The organism is Microbulbifer halophilus (assembly GCF_026183675.1).
Taxonomy (GTDB): domain Bacteria; phylum Pseudomonadota; class Gammaproteobacteria; order Pseudomonadales; family Cellvibrionaceae; genus Microbulbifer; species Microbulbifer halophilus.
The window spans coordinates 78,662-94,544 of record NZ_JAPIVK010000003.1 but is presented as its reverse complement, the minus strand read 5'-3'; the positions used below and the strand labels follow the sequence as shown (position 1 = coordinate 94,544).

The window sequence follows — 15,883 nt, the reverse complement described above, 5'->3', positions numbered from 1 at the left end:
GCGGGCCCCTCCCACCATTTCGCCGTGCCAGAGCCGAATTATGAGTCCCATGTCCATTGCCGCCGACAAGACACCGCCGCGCTGGCTGGCGGTATGGCTGGCGGCCCTGGTGGCGCTGACGCCGTTTTCTATCGACAGCTATCTGCCGGCGATCCCCGCCATGGCCGGGACGCTGGACACCGCGGTGGCGCGGGTGCAGCACTCGGTATCGAGTTTTCTGCTGGGGTTCGCCGTGGGCCAGTTATTGGGCGGGCCGCTGTCGGATCGCTGGGGGCGGCGCGGCGTAGGCACCATCGGCCTGTCCATCTATATCGCCAGCTCGGCACTGGTGCTGTTCGCGACCCATGTGGATCACCTGATTGTTCTGCGTTTCTTCCAGGCCATCGGCGGCGGCTTCGCCACGGTGATCTGCGCGGCCATCGTGCGGGACCTCTACCACGGGCGCGAGGCGGCGAGGATCATCTCGATGATCAGCACCATGATGCTGGTGGCACCGCTGATCGCGCCGGTGATCGGCTCGCTGCTGCTGGCTGCGGGCGGCTGGCAGAGTATTTTCATTTTCCTGCTGTGCTACGCCACGGCGATGCTGGCACTGGTGTGGCTGTTGCTGCCGGAGACAGTGTCGCGTTTCTCCCGCGCCCGGCGCCAGCGCGGCCCCAAGCGCGACCTGCTGCGCAACTACCGGCTGGTGCTGGGCAACCGCCGCGCACTGGGCTTCCTCGCCGCCCAAGCCTGTGTCAGCGGTGCAATGTTCACCTATGTCACCACCGCGCCCTTCGTGTTCATGGAGTATTTCCAGGTGCCGGCGAAGCAGTTTCCGCTGTTTTTCGGTTCCTGTGTGCTGGGGCTGATCGGCATGGTGCAGGTGAATATCCGCCTGCTGAAGCACTTCGAGCCACGCAATATCCTGCTGGCGGGCATATCGCTGCAACTGCTGGGCTGCAGCCTGCTGTTGCTGGGCACTCTCACCGGGGTGAAGGAGATCTGGCTGTGGATGGGGCCGCTGCTGCTGGTGATGGCCTGTATCGGTATCACCGGGCCCAACTCCGCCGCCTGCTTCCTGGAATTCTTCCCCCGCGTCAGCGGCAGCGCCAACGCCCTCTACGGCGCCTCCCTCTTTATCGCCGGCGGCTCGCTGGGCGGTGTCGTCAACGGGCTGCACACGGGCACACTGGTTCCCATCGCCGCCACCATGCTGGGCTGCTCGGTGACGGCGCTGTTGTCGGCGGTGTTTATCGCGCGGGCGCGGCAGCCGATCCGGGTAGATGCGGTGCCGGCGGTGCGGCGCTTTGCGCCGCAACAGACAGGTTCTTCATCGCCGGGTTAGGATAACCCCTCCTCCTCCAGCGCCTTCTGCACCGCGGACCGCTCCTCCACGCGTTTGCGGAAGGCCTCCAGTTTCGGCCAGCGGTCGGTGGGGATTTTGTGCACACCCAGCCAGCAGAAAACGGTATACAGATAGGCGTCGGCGACACTGAAGTGGTCGCCGAGCAGGTAGTCGCGCTGGAGCTGCCTCTCGACAAAGTCGAAGTGTTTGCCGACGGTTTTCTTCGCCCGCTCCTTCTCCTCGTCGGCCGCCTGTGAGAACAGGGGCGCGAAGGCCTTGTGCACCTCGGTGGAGATATAGTTCAACCACTCCAGCAACCGGTAGTGATCCAGGGTGCCGTACTCCGGCGCCAGGTCGCGCTCGGGTTTCTGCTCAGCGAGAAACTGCACGATCGCCGGTCCCTCGGTCAGTATCTCGCCCCCCTCCAGTTGCAGCGCCGGCACATAGCCCTTGGGATTGATCTCGGTGAAATCGGCGCCACTCTCGGTTTTGTGTTCGCCCAGGTCCACCTTCACCAGCTCCAGCTGAATGCCGGCCTCACAGGCGACGATATGCGGGGACAGGGAGCAGGCGCCGGGGGCATAGTAGAGTTTCATCGGGGATCTCCTGAGTCGGGCGAATAACCCGAGTATAGAAGGGTCCCCGGCGGGCCGGGGCATCAGGCGCCGATAACCTTCACCAGCACCCGCTTGCGGCGGCGACCATCGAACTCGCCGTAGAAGATCTGCTCCCAGGGACCGAAATCCAGCCGGCCGTCTGTCACCGCGACCACCACTTCGCGGCCGAAAAGCTGGCGCTTGATATGGGAATCGGCGTTGTCCTCGCCGGTGTCGTTGTGGCGGTACTGCTCAATGGGACCGTAGGGCACCAGTTCGTCGAGGAAATGCTCGAAGTCCCGGTGCAGGCCCGGCTCGTCGTCGTTGATAAAGACGGAAGCAGATATATGCATGGCGTTCACCAGACAGAGCCCCTCGCGGATACCGCTGTCTTCCAGGGCGGCCTCCACTTCCGGGGTGATGTTGATGAATTCCGTGCGGTTTTCCGTATCAAACCACAGTTCGCGGCGGTAACTGTTCAACTTATCTTCCTCCTTTTTGCAATATGCTGGCATCCAGACAAACCGTTGTATTTGAACCAATCAACTGTCGCAAGTCACGGAGGATGACATGTTGTACCGATCCGCCAACCGCTGGCTATCTCTTGCCGCCATCCTGACATTTGCCACCGGTGCCGGCGCCACTCAGGTACCGGCGGCGACCGCCGGCAAAGACGGCAGCGCGGAAGAGGCGGGTGAACAACGCACGCTCTTCGAGGCGCATCTACACCTTGAGGAAAAAGTGGTGGCGGCTATTGAAGGCTCCGCCGACGCCGCGCGCGCTTTCGGCTCCCTGCTGTCGGCGGAGGAGCGGCGGCGCCTGCAGGCGGGTTGCTCATCCCTGGTCCGCAACCCGGACAATGGCGACGCCCGGAATCTGCTGCGGAACTTTATCGATCGCCACCCGGATCAGGAACCGCGGGTCGTCGCCCGCTACTGCTTCGATCCCAGCCTGCACCAGCTTCAACAGGAGGTCCGCGCCACCCGACGCGCGCTGCAGCAGCGTTCCGCAAATAGCGACGCGGGGAAGTTCGACTTCAGGCTTCAGCGGCTCGAGCGGGCGGCACAGGATGAAAAGCGGCGCTACGCGGCAATCCAGCGCCTGATGCGCGCCCAGCTATAGGGTGCGTGCGGCTAGCCGAGCTGTGGTAAGGTAGCGCGCTCCGCAGTAACCCGGCCGCCGCCCCGGCCAGATACAGATCATGTACCCAGCCCTCGACAAGCTCCTCTTCAATGCGGCAACGCTACCCCTGCGGCCCTTCTACCGCCGCTATCCGTTCCGCTCTCCCGCCTCGATGCGCAGCGCCAATGACCGCGGCATGATCGACCTGGAGCTGGGCTTTTTCTGCAGCCGGATTCCCAAGGCCGCCAACTCCACCATCGTCACCAATCTGGTACGCCTCAAGCTGGGACACGATGTGCCGTCCAGACAAGCGAAGAAGATCTTCACTCACCCAGGCCGCCTGAGCCGCGCCGATATGGCGCGTTTCGACGATCTATTCAAGTTCACGGTGGTGCGCAATCCCTACAGCCGGATATTGTCCGCCTACCTCGACAAGATAGCGCGCTTCCCCCACCGCCGCGGCAACGACATCAGTTTCGCCGAATTCCTGCAGCGGCTGGCAGACGATCGCGATTTCCTGTACAGCAACGCCCACTGGGTGCCGCAGGCGGATCTGTTGCTGATTCCGGCGGAAGAGTTCGATTTTATCGGCAAAGTGGAGTCCCTGGACCGGGACCTGGCCGAGATCAAGCAGCGCATCCGGCCCGGTATCAGTGACGAGATCACCAGTGCCGGACCGCCGCCCACCGGTGCCGCAAAAAAGCTGCGCCACTACTACAGCGACGATGCCCTGATCGCCCTGGTGGCAAGCGTCTATCGGGACGATTTCAGCACCTTCGGTTACAGTACCGAGTTTCCCGCCTAGTGGTTCATGCGGTAAATTCGGTGACTCTAGCTCATAGCCACAGGTTCCAGGGCAAGGCGAAAAAGCGCAGGACTAGCAGCGCTAATTCAAGCTTTTTCAATGCAGCACTGGGGCCTGTAGCGAAGAGATAGTGTTACTGAATTTACCGCATGGACCACTAGCCAGGGGACAATTCGCTTCGCCAAACCACCCGGCTCTGCGTTGAGCAGGCTAAGAATAGAAACCAGATCAAGCGTTTATCGGCTCGTGACAAGCGTAGGTGGATGAGCGCAGCGCAGTCCAACAAAGGGGCCGCGAGAGGCCTCCGGGCTCCTCGATCCCCTCTCCCGACGGGAGAGGGGGGCTTAACGTCACACCCGCTTCAGTTTCCGCGCCCGTGGGGAGCCGCGTAATCCAGTTGCGGCCCTTTCGGCACTATGCCGGTGGGATTGATGGTGTCGTGACTGGCGTAGTAGTGGGTCTTGATGTGGTGGAAGTCCACGGTTTCCGCCACCCCCGGCCACTGGTACAGCTCGCGGGTATAGCCCCACAGATTCGGGTAGTCCGCCAGCCGCTGTTTGTTGCACTTGAAGTGGCCGTGGTAGACGGCGTCGAAGCGGATCAGGGTGGTAAACAGGCGCCAGTCCGCCTCGGTGATACGGTCCCCGGTCAGGTAGCGGTTGCGGGCCAGGCGCTGCTCCAACTGCTCAAGGGTACTGAAGAGCCGTTCGTAGGCGTGTTCATAGGCATCCTGCCTGGTTGCAAACCCCGCACGATAGACGCCGTTATTGATATTTTCGTAGACGATGTCGTTGGTCGCGTCGATATCGCCGCGCAACTCCGCCGGGTAGTAGTCGTCGTCGTTGCCGGTCAGGCCATCGAAGGCGCGGTTGAACATGCGGATGATTTCCGCCGACTCGTTGCTGACCACACACTGGCGCTGCTTGTCCCACAGCAGTGGCACCGTGACGCGACCGCTGTAGTCGGACCGGTTGCGGGTGTAGGGCTGGTGCAGGTAATCGGCGCCGTAGAGGGGATCGCCGCTGCTGCCCTCGTCCTCGTTGAAGGTCCAGCCGTGCTCGCGCATGTAGGGGCTCACTACGGATACGCCGATGTAATCCTCGAGCCGTTTCAGCTTGCGGAAGATCAGGGTGCGGTGGGCCCAAGGGCAGGCGAGGGAGACGTACAGGTGGTAGCGATCCCTCTCCGCGGCAAAACCGCCCTCGCCGCTGGGGCCGGCGCTGCCGTCGGCGGTGATCCAGTTGCGCAGCTGCGCCTGTTCGCGCACGAACTCCCCCTCGCTCTTTTCCGTGTCGTACCAGCGGTCCTGCCACTGGCCGTCGACCAGTAAACCCATAAATCCTCCGAAATCGTTTTATTGAAATAGGTAGTGGCAGCGCGGCGCCAGCGGGCCGCGCCGCCATCGGCGGGGCGATCAGTGCTTGCGCCGGAATAGCTGATCCAGGCTGATGCGGCCGGCGCCGGCACAGGCGAGGATGAAGAAACCGCCGGCGATGGCGAGGTTCTTCATGAAGCTGATCATTTCCTGCTGATCGCCCGGGGCGTAGTGCATCAACACCGCCGTGGCGAGACTGAACAGCGCCAGTGCCACCGCCGCCCAACGGGTGAGGAAACCGAACAGCACCGCCAGGCCGCCACCCAGTTCCACCAGGATCACCAGCGGCAGCAGTGCGCCGGGCACACCGGCGGATTCCATGTAACTCTGGGTGCCCTCGTAGCCGCCGATCTTGCTCCAGCCGGCCTGGATAAAAATGGCCGCCATCAGTACACGGCCGAGCAGTTTGGTGAGATCGCAAAATATACCGTCTTTCATCGCCGAGCCCTCGGGTTGAGATCAGTCACTCATCAATAGTGAAACTTCCCTCAGTGTAGTGCCGAAAATCAGCGAAAAAACCGCAAAATTTTGCGAATAATATTCGATTTTTTGAAGCCGGCGGGTCAACCTCCCGGCCCGCTGCTATTCGAAGGGACCCAGCCCGTCCCGCAGTGCGTCCACGAGGAAGTTGGCGGCCGGCCCGGCGCAATCGGCATCGGCATAGACCAGATAGACAGTCACCTCCCGCTCCCAGGGTTCCCCGGTGGGTAGCGGCAGCAGCCGGTCGGCGGACAGGGATTCGCGGATGCGCGTCTCCGGCAGCCAGGCGAAACCCAGGCCGCGCTCGATCAACTCCACCGAGGTCTGCACATTGGTCACGGTGATACGCTGGTCGGAGCCGAGCCAGCCGGCATCCCGGCGGCTTTTCAGCGCCGAATCCCGCACCACTATCTGCCGGCAGGTCTTCAGGTCCTCGCGCGTCACCGGGCGCCCCAGATGGTGCAGCGGATGCTGCGGGTGGGCCACCGGCACGAAACGCACGCGCGCCACCGGTTCGCCGACAAAGCCCTGCGGCACCTGCGCGGTGAGAATAAAGTCCGCCTGCTGTTGTTGCAGCAGTTCCCCGGCGCCGGAGAGTACCGTTTCGCGCAGCTCCAGGCGGGTGTGCGGGAACTCGGCGGCGAAGCGCTCGACGGCACCGAGCAGGCACTCGTAGTCGAACAGCACGTCCGCCGCCAGGGTCAGCACCGCCTCCTCACCGCTGGCGAGACTGGCGGCTATCGACTCCAGCGACTCTGCCTCTTCCAGCAGGCCGCCGGCGCGGGCCAGCAGGACGCGACCGGCATCGGTCAGCGCCGCCTTGCGCCCGCGCACCTCCAGCAGCGCCACACCGAGGTTCTCCTGCAGCTTGTGCACCGCGTGGTTGATGGAGGACTGGCTCTTGTGCACTGCCTCGGCGGCCTGGGAAAAACCGCCGTGCTCCACCACCGACTGAAACATCCGCCACTGCTCCAGGGTTACCTTGGCCATGCGCTCTCCTCGTGCATTTCTGTCATTGATTGGCGTCGTGCGGAATGTTTATAGCGCAACCGGTCTAGGAATTCGAATAAAGCGGGCAATTTTTTGCCATTTTTTATCGAAATCATCGGCTTATACTGAGCACAACATCACGAATGGAGGTGATCATGCAAAAGTTTGAACTGCGCCCCGGCGCCCGCCCGATGGTGCGGGGCCTCGCCAGTCAGGCATCCGCCGACGGCGCCGGCGTCAAGATCCAGCGTGTGGCCGGCTTCCAGAGCCCGGACTTCAGTCCCTTCCTGATGCTGGACGAAATCCGCTCGGAAAATGCCGATGACTATATCGCCGGCTTCCCGCCGCACCCGCACCGCGGTATCGAAACGCTCACCTATATGCTGAACGGGGAGTTCGAGCACAAGGATCACCTGGGCAACCGCGGCGCCGTCTCCTCCGGCGGCGCCCAGTGGATGCGCGCCGGGCGCGGCATCGTCCACTCGGAGATGCCGGCGCAGGCCGAAGACGGGCAGGGCGGCGGCATGCACGGCTTCCAGTTGTGGATCAACATGGCCGCCGCGGACAAGATGGGCGATCCCACCTGGCGCGATATCCAGGCGCGGGAAATGCCGGAACTGGCACTGGACGGCGCCGGCTCGCTGATCCGGCTGATCGCCGGGCACTGGCATGTCGATGGAGAAGACCGGGAGGGCCCGCTGACCGAAGCCGCCGCCGAGGCAGCGGTGGGAGATATCCGCCTGGCGGCAGACGCCGAGGTGACGCTGCCGATACCGGCGGACCACAGCGTGCTGGTATTTGTCTATCGCGGCGCCTTGGAGACAGAGCGCGGCGCCATCAAGCGGGGCAATATGCTGTTGTACGGCGACGGAGAGACGCTACAATTGCGCGCCCACAATGAGGGAGCCGGCCTGTTGTGCCTTCACGGTCGGCCCCTGCGCGAGCCCGTTGCCCACTACGGTCCCTTCGTCATGAACAGCCGCGAGGAAATCGAGCAGGCACTGCGCGACTACAATAACGGCACACTGACCGACTGACGGCTTTTGCTTCAAAAGCCTCCTGTAGGAACCTGCTTGCAGGCGAAAGAATCGGGGCCCCCGATTCTTTCGCCTGCAAGTAGGCTCCTACAGCCGCAACGCGGCACGCCCAGCAATCTCGTGAAGTGAGGCCCCGAGCGCCAGATGGAAGTCTATTACACCTTTTGTTTTCTCGCGGCGGTGTCCGTCTTCCTCGGTTTCCTCAACCAGTATGTGCTGCGCGCCCAGACCACCATCGCCATCACCGCCGGCTCCCTGGCGCTGTCGCTGCTGGTCACCGGGCTGGGCAAGCTGGGGCTGCTGGAACTGCACATCTGGGCCGACCAGCTGCTGCCGCTGATGAACCTGGAGGACCTGCTGCTGAAAGGCATGCTGGGTTTCCTGCTGTTCGCCGGCAGCCTGCATATCGATCTGCTGGCGCTGCGCAACCAGAAGCTGGAGATAGGCTTGCTGGTGGTGTTGGGCATCCTGATCTCCACCTTTCTCGTGGGTGCACTGCTCTACTGGTTCCTGCAGTTTGTGGGCATGCCGGTGAGCTTTGTCTACTGCCTGCTGTTCGGCGCCCTCGTCTCGCCCACGGATCCCATCGCGGTGCTGGCGATCATCAAGAGCCTGAAGGCGCCGGAGCAGATCGCCATCCAGGTGGAGGGGGAATCCCTGTTCAACGACGGTTTCGGCCTGGTGATCTTCGCCGTGATCTACGCACTGGCGTTCGAGGGCGGCGAGCCGACCCTGCCGGCGGTGGCGGAGCTGTTTGCGGTGGAAGCTGTCGGCGGTGTGGCGCTGGGCCTGGCGATCGGTGGCCTGTTCCACTGGCTGATCTGCTCCACCGACGATCACTCGCTGGAACTGCTGTTGACGCTGGTGATCCCCACCGCCGGCTTTGCGCTGGCCAATATCCTCGGCGTCTCCGGCGCCCTGGCGATGGTGGTGAGCGGTATCATCATCGGCAACTTCACCCGCGAGCGCGGTTTTTCCCGCGTCAGCCAGCACGAGTTGGACAACTTCTGGAGCATCACCGAGGACTTCCTCAACGGCCTGCTGTTCCTGCTGGTGGGGCTCTTCCTGATCACCATCGACTTCCGCGCCTTCGACTATCTGCTGATCGCCGCGGGTATCGCCATCGTATTGGTGGCGCGAACGCTGGCGGTGGGTGTGCCTTTTACGCTGCTCAAGCGGCGGCGCAAATACCACCCCTACACGGAGCGCATCCTGATCTGGGGCGGCCTGCGCGGGGGCCTGTCGCTGGCACTGGCGATGTCCATCCCCGCGGGCCACGCAATGATCCAGGGCCAGGACCTGCGCCACCTGTGGGTGGTCATGACTTACGGCGTGGTACTCTTTTCGATTGTGGTGCAGGGCTCCACCATCGCGCCGCTGATTCGCCGCTCGCGCGATATTGCCGAGCCCGAGACAGCCGACTCAACTCCCGGATAACAAACGACAACAACCCAGATGGAAGAAACCAGTTTCCTGCTACAGGCGGTAACCTACCTGGCCGCCGCCGCCATCGCCGTTCCCATCGCCACCCGCCTGGGTCTCGGCTCGGTACTCGGCTACCTGCTCGCCGGCGCGGCCATCGGCCCCTATGCCCTGGGGCTGGTGGGCGACGCCAGCGATGAAATGCATATCGCCGAATTCGGCGTGGCGCTGATGCTGTTCCTGATCGGCCTGGAGCTGCAACCACGCAAACTCTGGCAGATGCGCGGCGCCATTCTGGGAACCGGCAGCGCACAGTTGATCTGCACCGCGATTGCCGTCGCCGCACTGGCGCTGCTGCTCTACGAGGAGAGCTGGCGCAGCGCGGTGGCCATCGGCCTGATCCTGGCACTGTCTTCCACCGCCATCGTGCTGCAGTCCCTGAGCGAGAAGGGACTGCTGAAAACCGAGGGCGGGCGCGGCGCCTTCGCGGTGCTGCTGTTCCAGGATATCGCCGTGATCCCGATCCTGGCGCTGCTGCCCCTGCTAGCCGGCGGTGCGCCGGAGCCGGATCGGGAAGGGCTCAGCGGCTGGGCCTACGGCGCCGCGCTGATCGGCACCATGGTGGCCTTCGCATTCGCCGGGCGCTATCTGCTGGGGCCATTGCTGCGCCTGGTGGCGGGCAGCCAGGTGCGCGAGATCTTTACCGTCACCGCACTGCTGATCGTGATGGGTTCGGCGGCGGCGATGACGGCGCTGGACCTGTCGCCGGCCCTGGGTACTTTCCTCGCCGGTGTGATCCTGGCGGAGAGCGAATTCCGCCACGAGCTGGAAGCGGATATTCAGCCGTTCAAGGGACTGCTACTGGGCCTCTTTTTTATCGCCGTGGGCGCCAACCTGAATTTCAATGTCATCGCCGAGTACCCCCTGTTGTTACTGGCACTGGTGGCACTGCTGGTGGCAGTAAAATTCGCCGTACTCTTCGCGCTGGCCCGCACAGTCGGCATCTCCCGCGGCGAGGACTGGCTGTTTGCGCTGTCGCTGGCGCAGGCGGGCGAGTTCGGTTTCGTCTTGACCTCGTTCGCCACCCAGCACCGGGTACTGGACGGCACCACCGGCAACCTGCTGGTGGCGTTGATCGCGCTGTCCATGGCGCTGACACCGATACTGCTGCTGGTCTACGAGCAGTTTGTGCTGCCACGCTATATGCGCGGTGCCGCCGAGGGCGGCGGGCGCGAAGAGGAACCGCCGATGGATAGCGGCTCGCCGGTAATCATGGTCGGCTACGGCCGCTTTGGCCAGATCGCCGGGCGGCTGCTGAACGCCTGCGGTTTCGAGACCACACTGCTGGAGCGCAACGCGGAACAGCTGGACCTGGTGCGCCGCTACGGCATCCAGGCCTACTATGGCGACGCCTCCCGCGAAGACCTGCTGCGCGCCGCCGGCGCCGGTAACGCGCACCTGGTGATCCTCACTCTGAGCGACCAGGCCGCATCGCTGGAAATCGTGGCGCAGATCCGCAAGCACTTCCCGCACCTGACCATCCTGGCCCGGGCCCGCAACCGCATGCACCAGTACGCGCTGATGGAAGCCGGGGTCCAGTACATCTTCCGCGAGACGGTGGATTCGGCACTGGCGATCGGCGAGTGTGCGCTGCAACTGCTGGGGCTGAGCAAGCTGCAGGCCCGCCGCGCGGCGCGCAAGTTCCACCAGCACGACCAGCGTATGCTGGAAAAGCTCTTCCCCTACTGGCGCGACGAGACCCAGCATATCGCCCAGACCAAGATCTACCGCGAGCAGCTGCTGCAGGCACTGCGCGAGGACCGGCGCGACCGGGACCTGCACCTGGATCACTACTGGGATGACGGCGGCAAACCGGAATCCTGATCAACCATCGGATTGAACGACAGGGCTCCCGGGGAACTGCAGGAAAAAGCCCCCGCGCCCAAACTCAGGAGAAAAGAACGATGTTGGACAGATTACCGATAATCTGGCTCGGGCTGGTTTTATGCACATGCGGTGTCTCCACAGCAGCGGCCGTTGTCTCCGAGGGAGCAAAACTCAGACTGATTTCGGAAGACTTCAGCTTTACCGAAGGCCCCGCCGCGGACCCGGCGGGCAACGTGTTTTTTACCGACCAGCCCAATAACAACATCTGGAAATATGGCACCGATGGCACCCTGTCCCTGTTTATGGACGACGCCGGTCGCGCAAACGGCCTCTATTTCGATGACACCGGCAACCTGCTCGCCTGTGCCGACGACAAAGGGGAGCTGTGGCAGATAACCCCGGACGGAAAAGTCACCGTGCTGCTGGACAATTTCGACAGTCGGCGCCTGAACGGACCCAATGATCTGTGGGTGAATCCGCACGGCGGCATCTATTTTACCGATCCCTTCTATCCCCGCGACTACTGGGACAGGGACAAGAAAGAAATTGAAACCGAGGCCGTCTACTACCTTGCACCCGGCGCCGGGCAGGCCACCCGCGTTGCCGGCGACCTGCAAAAACCCAACGGGCTGATTGGCAGTGCGGACGGGAAGAGACTTTATATAGCCGATATCGGTGCGGACAAAACCTATGCCTACGCCATCGACAGTGACGGCGGGCTGTCCGGCAAGACCCTGTTTGCCGAAATGGGTTCCGACGGTATGACACTGGACTCCGGGGGCAACCTATATTTGACCGGCGAGGGTGTTACCGTATTCGACCCGCAGGGCGAGAAAATCGAGCATATCGACGTGCCCGAAGACTGGACTGCCAATGTCACCTTCGGCGGCGAGGCGCGCAGGACACTGTTTATCACCGCCATGGACTCTCTCTACTCCCTGGAGATGCGCGTCGACGGCCCCTGAACGGAAATACTGCCGACAAACGGGCGCTCCGGATTCACTGGTGTGGCGCTTTCCGGCCGGCCCGCCGGTGACGATGTGCACCAGTTGCTCGCCCAGCAGCACGAAGATGATGCCGTTCATCACCACCTGCACGGTGTTCCAGACCGCGCGGCGCTCCATGCGGGTGCTGGAAAGCTCGGCGCCGTGCAGATTGACATAGTGGGTAGCGATGCCGGCGGTGGCCGCCGCCAGGATACCGGAGCCGCCCAGGTGCTCGGCGGCCAGGTAGGCGGCAAAGGGCACCAGCAGGCTCACCAGTATCTGCACCCCGGTATCCTCACCACCGTACTGCGCCAGCCAGCGCAGCGCGTAGCCGCACAGGAAGGCCACGCCGACACCGATAGCGACGCCGGCGGCCGCCACCCAGACAAACCCCAGTGCCGTCTGTGCCAGGGAAAAGCTGCCGGTCATCGCCGCCGCCACCGCGAAGCGGAAAAAATCCAGCCCCGAGGCGTCGTTCAGCATCGCCTCGCCTTCGAGGATATGCTCGAGCCGGGCCGGCAGTGGCGTGTCGCCGCGCACCGCGGAGACCGCGACCGGATCCGTCGGTGCCAGTATCGCCGCCACGGCGAAACACACGGCCAGCGGCATCGACGGCACCAGCCAATTGATAAAAAAGCCCATGCCCACGACGGTGAACAGCACCAGCCCCACAGCGAGGGTCAGAATCGGTTTCAGGTCGTGAAAGAAGGCGCCCTTGGGGATGCGCCAGCCGTCGAGAAACAGCAGCGGCGGAATAAACAGCAGGAAGAAGATTTCCGGATCCAGCGGGATCTGCACACGGAAACCGACCGCGAGCAGGGCGCCGACGACAATCTGCACGATCGGCAGCGGCAGCCGCAGGGGGAAAACCCGTTCAATAACACCACTGACCGCAACCGCCAGCAGCAATACTAGGGCGAGTGCAATCTCGTGCATTGCGCACCGCCCCTGTCAGTGTTCGCCCGGTCGCGGCGCATCCGGGCCGCGCCGTCCGCCGAACTGCTGGCGCAGGTAATCCACCAGCGCATTCATCTGCTTTTCATCCAGCTCGCGGGCAAACCCCGGCATCAGGATTTCCCCGTCGCCGATATCGCGCTCGACGCCGTACCGGATTGCCCGGCGCAGGTTGTGGTCGCTGTGGGCGCCGACGGTGGAATTGTGCACCAGCGACGGATAGTAGCCGTCCTCGCTGCCGGTACCGTCGGCGCCGTGACAACTGGCGCAGAGGCCGAGGTAGAGGCGCGCGCCGTCCGTGTCTTCGCCGATATCGCCGCTCAGCGGCTTGCCGCGCAGGGCGATCACATTCTCCGCCGCCAACCCCTGCTGCTGGCGCGGTTCCTTCCCTACACCCGGCAGCGCCGGAATGTCGCGCAGGTAGGTGGCAATAGCGCGAATATCGTCGTCGCGCAGTTTCGCCAGGCTGTTCTCGACCGCTTCGGCCATGGAACCGCCGGCCTGGGCGAGGCGGTTTACATGGCCGGTTTTCAGAAACTGCTCCAGTTGCCGCTGCGACCAGAGGCCGATACCGCCGCTCTCGTGCGGGGTGATATTGTAGGCCTGCCAGCCCGCCAGCACCGGCCCGCCGGCCAGGTAGTGTTTGCCCTTTTCGCTCAGGGATTTCTCCTGGAAGCCGATTCCCCGCGGTGTGTGGCAGGTACCGCAGTGGGCCAGCCCCTGCACCAGGTAGGCGCCGCGGTTCCATTGCTCGCCGCGGTCCGGATCCACTTCGTAGGGGCCGGGTTTCAGGTAGAGCGCATTCCAGGCCTTCAGCGGCCAGCGGGCGCGCAGCAGCCAGGGGATGTCATTCCTGCGATCGGGCTCGGCCAGCGGCTCGACGCCGCGCATAAAATAGGCATAGAGGGCGAGGATATCGCGGTCGGTGATTTTGGCGTAGGAGACATAGGGCATGGCCGGGTAGAGATTGCGGCCGCCCTTGCCGACACCCCGGCGCAGCGCGCCCTCGAAATCCTCCAGGCTCCAGTCGCCGATACCGTGTTCCGGATCGGGGGTGATATTGCTGGAGTAGAGGGTGCCGAGCATCGGCATCTGCATCGGGTAGCCACCGGCGTAGGGTTTGTCTTTGTCCGCCGTGTGGCAGGCGGCGCAGTCGCCGGCGATGGCCAGGTAGCGGCCGCGTTCGATCAGTTCGGGATCGTCGAATTCGTCGGTTTGGGCGTTTGCCGAAAAGAAGCACAGCAACAGAACCCAGGTCAACGCCCGAAGGCTCCTACAGCCGAGCATTCAGACCTCCCCCTGCAGCAGATCCGCCATCCGCAGCGCCAGCGCGGCGATGGTCAGGGTCACGTTGACGGTACCCACGGTGGGCATGACCGAGCTGCCGGCTATAAACAGATTGGGGTGGTCGAAGCTGCGGCAGTCGCTGTCCACCACCGAGTCTTCGGCGCTGGCACCCATGATGGTGGAGCCGGTGATGTGGTTGTTGGGGGCGAAGTCGTCGGCGAAGGCGATTTCCTCACCGCCCAGCAGGCGGGCGATTTCGCCGTAGAGCGCGCGGGTGTGGGAGGCGCTGCGCTTGACGTAGTCGTCGATACGGTAGGTGATTTCCGGCCGCGGGATGCCGAGCGCATCTTTGTGATCCGGGCTCGGGCGAATGCGGTTTTCCGGCAGCGGCAGTATTTCGTGAAAACTGTTGAATTCCACATAGCGCGCGGCGCGATCGCGCAGCCTGTCCCGCAGTGCCAGCACATCGGTGCCCAGGTTGTCCGGGTCGGCAAAGATTTTGTTGGCTTCGCCATCCACCGCATTGATATTCGACAGGTGTATTTTCTTGCCCGCCTGCCGGCGTCGGAAGTCGCCGTCGCGGAAGCCCACCAGAGAAGTCATTTCCTGTGGCCCGCGCCCGGGCCAGAGTCGCTCGTCCGCGTAAAAGTGTACGCCGGTGCCCGGGTGATCCATCAGGTTGCACCCCACCATGCCGGAGCGGTTGCCGATGCCTTCGGGATGGTCGCCACCGGTCGACATCAGCATCAGTTTCGGCGTTTCGATACCGTTGGCGGCCAGCACAAAACTCTTCGCGTGGACTTCGTGCTCCCTGCCGTCGGGATCCAGATAGTGCGCTGCGGCGATGCGGCCACCGTCGGTCACCAGCCGGTGCACCACCGCGTTCTCGATCAGTTCGGCGCCGTTCTGTTCCGCCTTGTCCACGTGAAAGATGCCGTTGTACATGGCACCGATGGGGCAGATGGGCATGCAGTTGTTGTTGCCGCAGCAGGTGGGACGGCCGTCGTAGGGGCGGCTGTTGCGCGCCACCGGTTCGGTGACCACCCGCCAGCCGGCATCGTGGGCATTGAACCGCTCCTTGACCCGCGCCTCGTTCCAGGACAGCGGCAGCGGCTCCATCGGGTAGGGCGCACTGCGCGGCGAACCCAGCTCTTCGTCGGAGGGACCCCAGACGCCCAGTTCCCGCTCCGCGCGCTGGTACCAGGGCTCCAGGTCGTCATACTCGATCGGCCAGTCGCGACCCACGCCGTAGAGGCTCTTCAACTTGAAATCGCGCGGCAGGAAGCGCCAGCAGGAGGCGGCCCAGTGCCAGGTGGTACCGCCCACCGCGCGGATATACTGGGAGTTGAATTGGTGTTCGCCCCTGAAAACCAGATAGTCGTTGGCCGCCGCGCCGTACTGCGGGTGCGGCGCCCAGAGCGAAGAGCGGTAGGGCAGCATGAAATCGGTCTTGTCGACCTGATTGCGGAAGCGCTCGACGGTTTTCCAGCGCGGCAGGCGCGGCCCCGCCTCCAGCACGATCACCGATTTGCCCGCCGCAGCCAGCTCATTGGCCACCAGTGCGCCGGCCACGCCGGAACCGATCACCACCAGATCCGCTTCCCTGCGCGCCATC

Annotated in this window: 14 protein-coding genes and 1 pseudogene; 7 read left to right on the top strand and 8 right to left on the bottom strand. The window is 63.8% G+C overall.

What is annotated here, in order from left to right:
• Positions 1 to 40: 40 nt before the first annotated feature.
• Positions 41 to 1,327 (top strand): multidrug effflux MFS transporter, encoded by a 1,287-nt coding sequence (locus tag OQE62_RS02480; RefSeq protein ID WP_265720409.1) that lies wholly within the window; start codon positions 41 to 43, stop codon positions 1,325 to 1,327.
• Here OQE62_RS02480 and gstA read toward each other — a convergent pair.
• Together gstA and OQE62_RS02470 are read right to left on the bottom strand one after the other, a co-directional pair.
• Entirely contained in the window at positions 1,324 to 1,923 is a 600-nt protein-coding gene (gene gstA / locus OQE62_RS02475; RefSeq protein WP_265720408.1) for a glutathione transferase GstA, read from the bottom strand. The genes OQE62_RS02480 and gstA overlap by 4 nt on opposite strands.
• A 62-nt stretch (positions 1,924 to 1,985) precedes the next feature.
• Complete coding sequence (locus OQE62_RS02470) at positions 1,986 to 2,405, bottom strand: secondary thiamine-phosphate synthase enzyme YjbQ (RefSeq protein ID WP_265720407.1); 420 nt, start codon at positions 2,403 to 2,405, stop codon at positions 1,986 to 1,988.
• Between the two features lie 88 nt (positions 2,406 to 2,493).
• Between OQE62_RS02470 and OQE62_RS02465 the strand changes: the two genes are divergently transcribed.
• Complete coding sequence (locus tag OQE62_RS02465; protein WP_265720406.1) at positions 2,494 to 3,045, top strand: hypothetical protein; 552 nt, start codon at positions 2,494 to 2,496, stop codon at positions 3,043 to 3,045.
• A 79-nt stretch (positions 3,046 to 3,124) separates the two neighbouring features.
• Positions 3,125 to 3,850, top strand: a complete 726-nt coding sequence (locus tag OQE62_RS02460; RefSeq protein WP_265720405.1) for a sulfotransferase family protein — start codon at positions 3,125 to 3,127, stop codon at positions 3,848 to 3,850.
• A gap of 361 nt (positions 3,851 to 4,211) precedes the next feature.
• Here the strand turns inward: OQE62_RS02460 and OQE62_RS02455 are convergent, their stop codons facing one another.
• The 3 genes from OQE62_RS02455 to OQE62_RS02445 all read right to left on the bottom strand — a co-directional run bounded on the left by OQE62_RS02455 (position 4,212) and on the right by OQE62_RS02445 (position 6,695).
• Complete coding sequence (locus OQE62_RS02455) at positions 4,212 to 5,186, bottom strand: glutathione S-transferase family protein (RefSeq protein WP_265720404.1); 975 nt, start codon at positions 5,184 to 5,186, stop codon at positions 4,212 to 4,214.
• Between the two features lie 78 nt (positions 5,187 to 5,264).
• The gene (locus OQE62_RS02450) at positions 5,265 to 5,663 is read right to left on the bottom strand and encodes a DoxX family protein (RefSeq protein WP_265720403.1); all 399 of its coding nucleotides are present in this window, start codon (positions 5,661 to 5,663) and stop codon (positions 5,265 to 5,267) included.
• A 144-nt stretch (positions 5,664 to 5,807) separates the two neighbouring features.
• Positions 5,808 to 6,695, bottom strand: coding sequence for a LysR family transcriptional regulator (locus OQE62_RS02445; protein ID WP_265720402.1), 888 nt, complete (start codon positions 6,693 to 6,695; stop codon positions 5,808 to 5,810).
• 155 nt (positions 6,696 to 6,850) lie between these two features.
• On the opposite strand from OQE62_RS02445, the gene OQE62_RS02440 reads away from it, so the two are divergent.
• The 4 genes from OQE62_RS02440 (at position 6,851) to OQE62_RS02425 (ending at position 12,006) form a co-directional block, all read left to right on the top strand.
• Entirely contained in the window at positions 6,851 to 7,732 is an 882-nt protein-coding gene (locus OQE62_RS02440) for a pirin family protein (RefSeq protein ID WP_265720401.1), read from the top strand.
• A 144-nt stretch (positions 7,733 to 7,876) separates the two neighbouring features.
• A complete protein-coding gene (locus tag OQE62_RS02435; RefSeq protein ID WP_265720400.1) occupies positions 7,877 to 9,169 on the top strand; it encodes a cation:proton antiporter in 1,293 nt (430 codons plus the stop codon).
• Between the two features lie 18 nt (positions 9,170 to 9,187).
• On the top strand, positions 9,188 to 11,038 hold the full coding sequence (locus tag OQE62_RS02430; protein WP_265720399.1) for a monovalent cation:proton antiporter-2 (CPA2) family protein: 1,851 nt from the start codon (positions 9,188 to 9,190) through the stop codon (positions 11,036 to 11,038).
• A gap of 80 nt (positions 11,039 to 11,118) precedes the next feature.
• Positions 11,119 to 12,006: an SMP-30/gluconolactonase/LRE family protein gene (locus OQE62_RS02425; RefSeq protein WP_265720398.1), complete on the top strand. Its 888-nt coding sequence runs from the start codon at positions 11,119 to 11,121 to the stop codon at positions 12,004 to 12,006.
• Between the two features lie 90 nt (positions 12,007 to 12,096).
• On the opposite strand, the pseudogene OQE62_RS02420 reads toward OQE62_RS02425, so the two are convergent.
• From OQE62_RS02420 to OQE62_RS02410, 3 genes and pseudogenes are all read right to left on the bottom strand, one after another.
• Positions 12,097 to 12,963: pseudogene (locus OQE62_RS02420) on the bottom strand (cation:proton antiporter); the annotation flags it as partial.
• 15 nt (positions 12,964 to 12,978) lie between these two features.
• Complete coding sequence (locus OQE62_RS02415) at positions 12,979 to 14,241, bottom strand: cytochrome c (protein ID WP_265720397.1); 1,263 nt, start codon at positions 14,239 to 14,241, stop codon at positions 12,979 to 12,981.
• Between the two features lie 27 nt (positions 14,242 to 14,268).
• Positions 14,269 to 15,882, bottom strand: a complete 1,614-nt coding sequence (locus OQE62_RS02410) for a GMC family oxidoreductase (protein ID WP_265720396.1) — start codon at positions 15,880 to 15,882, stop codon at positions 14,269 to 14,271.
• Position 15,883: the final 1 nt, after the last annotated feature.